General features: G+C 43.5%; 3 protein-coding genes. All 3 read left to right on the top strand.

From position 1 onward, the window contains the following. Positions 1-225: 225 nt before the first annotated feature. Positions 226-1,500 (top strand): transposase, encoded by a 1,275-nt coding sequence (locus TES5_RS14720; RefSeq protein ID WP_068562705.1) that lies wholly within the window; start codon positions 226-228, stop codon positions 1,498-1,500. Positions 1,501-1,840: 340 nt separating this feature from the next. Then, positions 1,841-2,872: a GMP reductase gene (locus TES5_RS14715; protein WP_068562704.1), complete on the top strand. Its 1,032-nt coding sequence runs from the start codon at positions 1,841-1,843 to the stop codon at positions 2,870-2,872. 1,122 nt (positions 2,873-3,994) lie between these two features. Next, a partial coding sequence (locus TES5_RS14710; RefSeq protein ID WP_157080424.1) for an IS1634 family transposase occupies positions 3,995-5,016 on the top strand: 1,022 nt, incomplete at its 3' end.

Below are 5,016 nucleotides of genomic sequence, written 5' to 3'. Positions count from 1 at the left end.
GAATCAATTACGCTGTTCTGGAGCCCTTGGGGCTCTAAGGATAGCGGATGTAGCAAAATAAAAATCGCCAAGGTGAAAGCCTGCTGTTACAGCACTTTCACCTTGGCGATCTATTGTTTTATGGATTTTGCGACTAATGTAAAAAAAAAAAGAAAAAGCGCCCCATACTGCTGAAATAGCAGTAAAATATAGTCACTACAAAATATTAAGGAGGTCGCTTTTTCTATGAACAGAATAACACAATTATCCATTTTTGAAAATAACCAGCTCGGGGATTTAGAGAAATTAAATGACGTGCTGAATGCATTGCCGGACGAGAAACTCATCGCCCTTTTGGAAGAAGAACGTGGGAAGGGGCGGAATGATTATCCTGTGTTCACCATGTGGCGGGCTTTCCTTGCCAGTTTCGTGTTCCAACACCCCACAGTTGCAGCTTTGATCCGGGAACTGAAGCGCAACAGCCAACTCCGGGAGGTATGCGGATTCCAAACTCGGATCATCCGTACGAAAAAAGGGTCTTATCGTTATCAGTTGGCTCCCACGGAAGCCGCTTTCTCCCGTTTCGTAAAGAAACTGTTGCAGCACCAAGGTTTGCTGGATGTTATGTTCCACGAGCTAGTGGACGAGATGTACGTCTCCCTAGATGGGTTTGGCGAAATCCTCGCTCTAGATGGGAAAATCATTCCCTCCTACGCGAAAGGGCCCAATCAGAATAAACAAGAAGACGGCAGAAGGGACACTGAGGCGAACTTTACCATCAAACAATACACCACTACTACACCTTCAGGAGAGAAAGTGACGAACAAGAAGAAGTGGTTCGGCTATCGATTGCATTTGATCATCGATGCCACTTATGAACTGCCGATTGGCTATGAACTTACAAAGGCTTCGGAAGGCGAGCCTACGGTCGCGAAAAGACTAATAAAGGCATTGCCGGATGCTCAATTGAAAAGCTGCAACTATCTTCTTGCAGACAGAGGGTATGACGGAGGCCCCCTGCTGGATGAAATTGAATCGAGAGACATTATTCCGATTATCGATATTAAGAACCAGTGGAAAAAAGAGGGACCTACTAAACAATACCGTGATACCGATTTGACCTATACTTATAACGGGAAAGTTTTCTATGTCGATGAAAGAGGACAGGAAGTGGCGTTGGTTTACAAAGGCTATGATAGTGCGACTGATTCCCTTCGTTACGGATTCAAACCGCAACACCAGGATTCCCGTATTTTCAGAATCAAACGGGAGGATAATCGGCGTGTTTTCAATAAAGTAGCGCGTAATAGCCACAAATTCAAGCGGCTGTACAAGAAGCGGACTGCGATTGAACGGGTGAATGGGCGTCTTGATCGTGATTTCTTGTTTGAGCAACATACTATACGGGGTGAAAAGAAAATGAACCTTTTCGTAACCATGGCTTTTCTGGTCATGTTGGCATTCGCTAAACGGAATATCCAAAAAAATGAGTTGGGTCATTTGAATGCTTGGGTAGCGTAACCTCTAAAAAATAGAATATCCGTACGTTTCTTTGTCATGCCTTCGTATGAAAAAAACAGAATCCTGCTTATGCCCACACATACTGATCGGTATTAAGAGGCCCATATTCTGCATATTTGCGACTGAAAAAGCCATCGGCTTTGTTTTTTCTCTTTCAATTCTACAAAAAAAGCGAACAGCGTAATTGATTCTCACCAATTAATCTTTGACAAACGTGGGGGAGTAGTGTAACTTACTATTGGGACTTTACGATAGAAGACATTTTTTGCCTTCACGTCCGTGTCTGTGTAAAGCGATTCCCAAAAAGGATTTGTGCACTAGCAGAGAGAGGGAAATAGAAATGAAAATTTTTGATTATGAAGACGTACAATTAATTCCGAATAAGAGCGTTGTGCAAAGCCGTTCTGAATGCGACACGACTGTCGCGCTTGGTGGCCGTACGTTCAAATTGCCGGTGGTGCCTGCGAATATGCAGACGATTCTGGATGAAGAACTTGCTGAAAAATTAGCCAGAGAAGGTTATTTCTACATCATGCACCGTTTCGATGAGGCGAGCCGTTTGCCGTTCATCCAACACATGCATGAAAAAGGTTTGTTTGCTTCGATCAGTTTGGGGATCAAAGCGGCAGAATTCGATTTCGTGAATGAATTGGCGGCTAAAAAAGCCGTTCCTGAATATACAACAATCGACGTGGCGCATGGTCATTCCGATGAAGTCATCCGTATGATCAAGCACGTTAAAGCTGTGATGCCGGAAACATTCTTGATTGCCGGTAACGTGGGCACTCCAGAAGGCGTCCGTGAATTGGAAAATGCCGGAGCCGATGCTACAAAAGTGGGAATCGGACCTGGTAAAGTCTGCACGACCAAAATCAAGACTGGTTTCGGTACAGGCGGCTGGCAATTGGCGGCGGTAAGCTGGTGCGCGAAAGCTGCAAGCAAACCGATCATCGCTGACGGCGGCGTGCGTACAAACGGAGATATCGCCAAATCGATCCGCTTCGGCGCGACGATGGTCATGGTCGGCTCATTATTGGCTGGACACGACGAGTCACCGGGCGAAACGAAGGAAATCAACGGTCGTTTGTACAAAGAGTACTTCGGCAGTGCTTCCGAATACCAAAAAGGCCAACGCAAAAACGTGGAAGGCAAAAAGATTTTGACGCCTTACCGCGGCACGATCGCAGACACATTGAACGAAATGCGCGAAGATCTGCAATCCTCGATCTCCTATGCGGGCGGAAAAGACATCTCCGCCATCCGTAAATGCGATTATGTATTGGTCAAAAACTCCATCTACAACGGAGACAGCAACCAAGGCATCATCGAAGCCGGCCGCAGCTCTTACGGCGAAGGCGATACGATTTTGTAATTAAAAAAGCAAACAAAGGAAAGCCCTCAGCGGCACCCGGAAACTATCGGGTATCGCTGAGGGCTTTCTTTTGTTGCGGCGAAATTCGAAAGGACAATAGTTTGACTGTTTCGAAGGCTGTCATCTTTTTTGGCTATCTTGTATTAAATTTGTGTACTTTTTATCAAAAGGACTGACAAGATGGCGATAAAATTTGGACCATTCAGCGAAAAACAATTTTGTATTTCCCCTTGCGTGAATGTAAGGATATTAAACTTTCTTCGGTCGTTCAGCTAATATTCTAACCGATGTTTTCCCGATTAATTAGTAAGATAAAATGATAAACAAACCTAACTTTATTGATGCAGCAAGGTTTGTGGTTTCTTGTAAATTCATGGTGTTCAACATCGGCTTACATTTCGTTGTTTTTGGGCATAAAAAAACAAATAGAAAAAAATGCGCACGGGTGTTATACTTACCTTAGTAAGAGAGCTCTTACTAAGGTAAGTAACTTTTGTTTAAATGGCAAGTATGCACAGCCAATCGGATAACATGTTTCTTAAGCACTCGCTGGAGGTAGATTTATATCAATCAATCACTAATGGAGCAGTCTGAAGTTTCTTTTCTGTCTATCCCGTAGCCGAAAACTTCCCCGAAATTACCCCATCTTATTATAAATATTTGATCGCAATACATACCTCACCTTTTTGAATGAACGAATATGATGTCCTCGCTACATTTTTTAGGGTTAAGCTGATGAATTTAGCAGAAACACGCTGAAGGAACTAAAAACTGCGAACAGTCTGGGGCCGGAGTCCGAATCCGGTCCTTTTCTGTTGTTCCCATTTTATGGGTTTGTCAGGTAAAAAAGTGGATGAACGAACTGCTTCATGCAGTCTGCAGGTTAGGACACGCGTCCTGACCTGCATTTCCTTTTTTAAGGAAGTCATAGAGCTACCTGTTTTGGATCAACGCGCAAAGGGGAACGGTCAGCGATCGACTTTGGTCCCGACTTTTACAGTTTAATCAATCAAAAAGTGCTAGAAACGTTAATTTTATAATGTTTCTAGCGCTTTTCACTTGTTTTTATATTGTATATATGGATGTATATATGTTATAATAGCTGTAAAGGTGGTGTCGGAAATGTATCTTCAAATTTTCAAAAATCGGAATCAGGAATACGTGCGCATCGCGGAATCTTACAGGGATCCCGAAACAAAGAAACCAAAGATTCGCGTGATACAAAATTTTGGAAACAAAGAGAAGTTACTAGCGGAGAACCCCAACGCTATCGAAGAACTTCAGAAAAAAGTGGACCAGATGAACTTGGAAAAAGAACATACGGAAGTTTCGATGGCCACCCAACGCGTGAGCGCGTTTATCGAGCACGCCAGTGCTCAACCGAGTGCTACAGGCGCTCCGGTACAAAATTATGGCTATGAAGTCTATCAATGGCTGTGGGATCAACTGAAGCTTGATTCTTTTCTGCAGTACCGCCAGAAAAAGGAAACAAACATTCATTTCTCTACTAAAACGCCAATCGCATTGATGGTTTACTCCCGATTATTGTTCCCTGGTTCAAAACGTTCCACATTTGAGGGGAAAGATCGCTTCGCAAGCGAATTCCCTTGTGAATTGGAACAGATGTATCGCGCCTTGCCTTTTTTGGCATCACAGAAAAACCAGTTAGAGGAACATTTGAACAAGCAGATCAGTCAGTTTTTCGACCGCAACCTTTCGGTTGCCTTCTATGACGTCACGACTTATTATTTTGAGTCGGTCAAAGCAGATGATTTGAAGAAATTTGGCTACTCAAAGGACAACAAAGTGAATCAAGTTCAGGTTGTGATGGGACTCCTCATCGATGACAAAGGCATTCCGATCAGCTATGAATTATTCCCTGGAAACACCAATGATTTCAAGACTTTGGAGCCTGTACTCATACGATTGAAGGAGCAGTACGGCATCTCCAAGATGATCATTACAGCGGATCGAGGGCTGAATTCCAAAAAAAATCTGGTGTTCCTAAAATCCATCGGATTCGAATATATCATGTCCTACAAAATCCGTTCCGGTTCGAAAGCTGCCAAAGCAATGGTTCTCGAAGAAGAAGGCTACACCTACTCTTCAACTGATTTCAAATGGAAAAAATGCGGCTTTCAATC

The organism is Trichococcus sp. ES5 (genome assembly GCF_900067165.1).
In the GTDB taxonomy this organism is placed as follows: domain Bacteria; phylum Bacillota; class Bacilli; order Lactobacillales; family Aerococcaceae; genus Trichococcus; species Trichococcus flocculiformis.
This window is presented reverse-complemented; position numbering and strand designations above follow the sequence as displayed.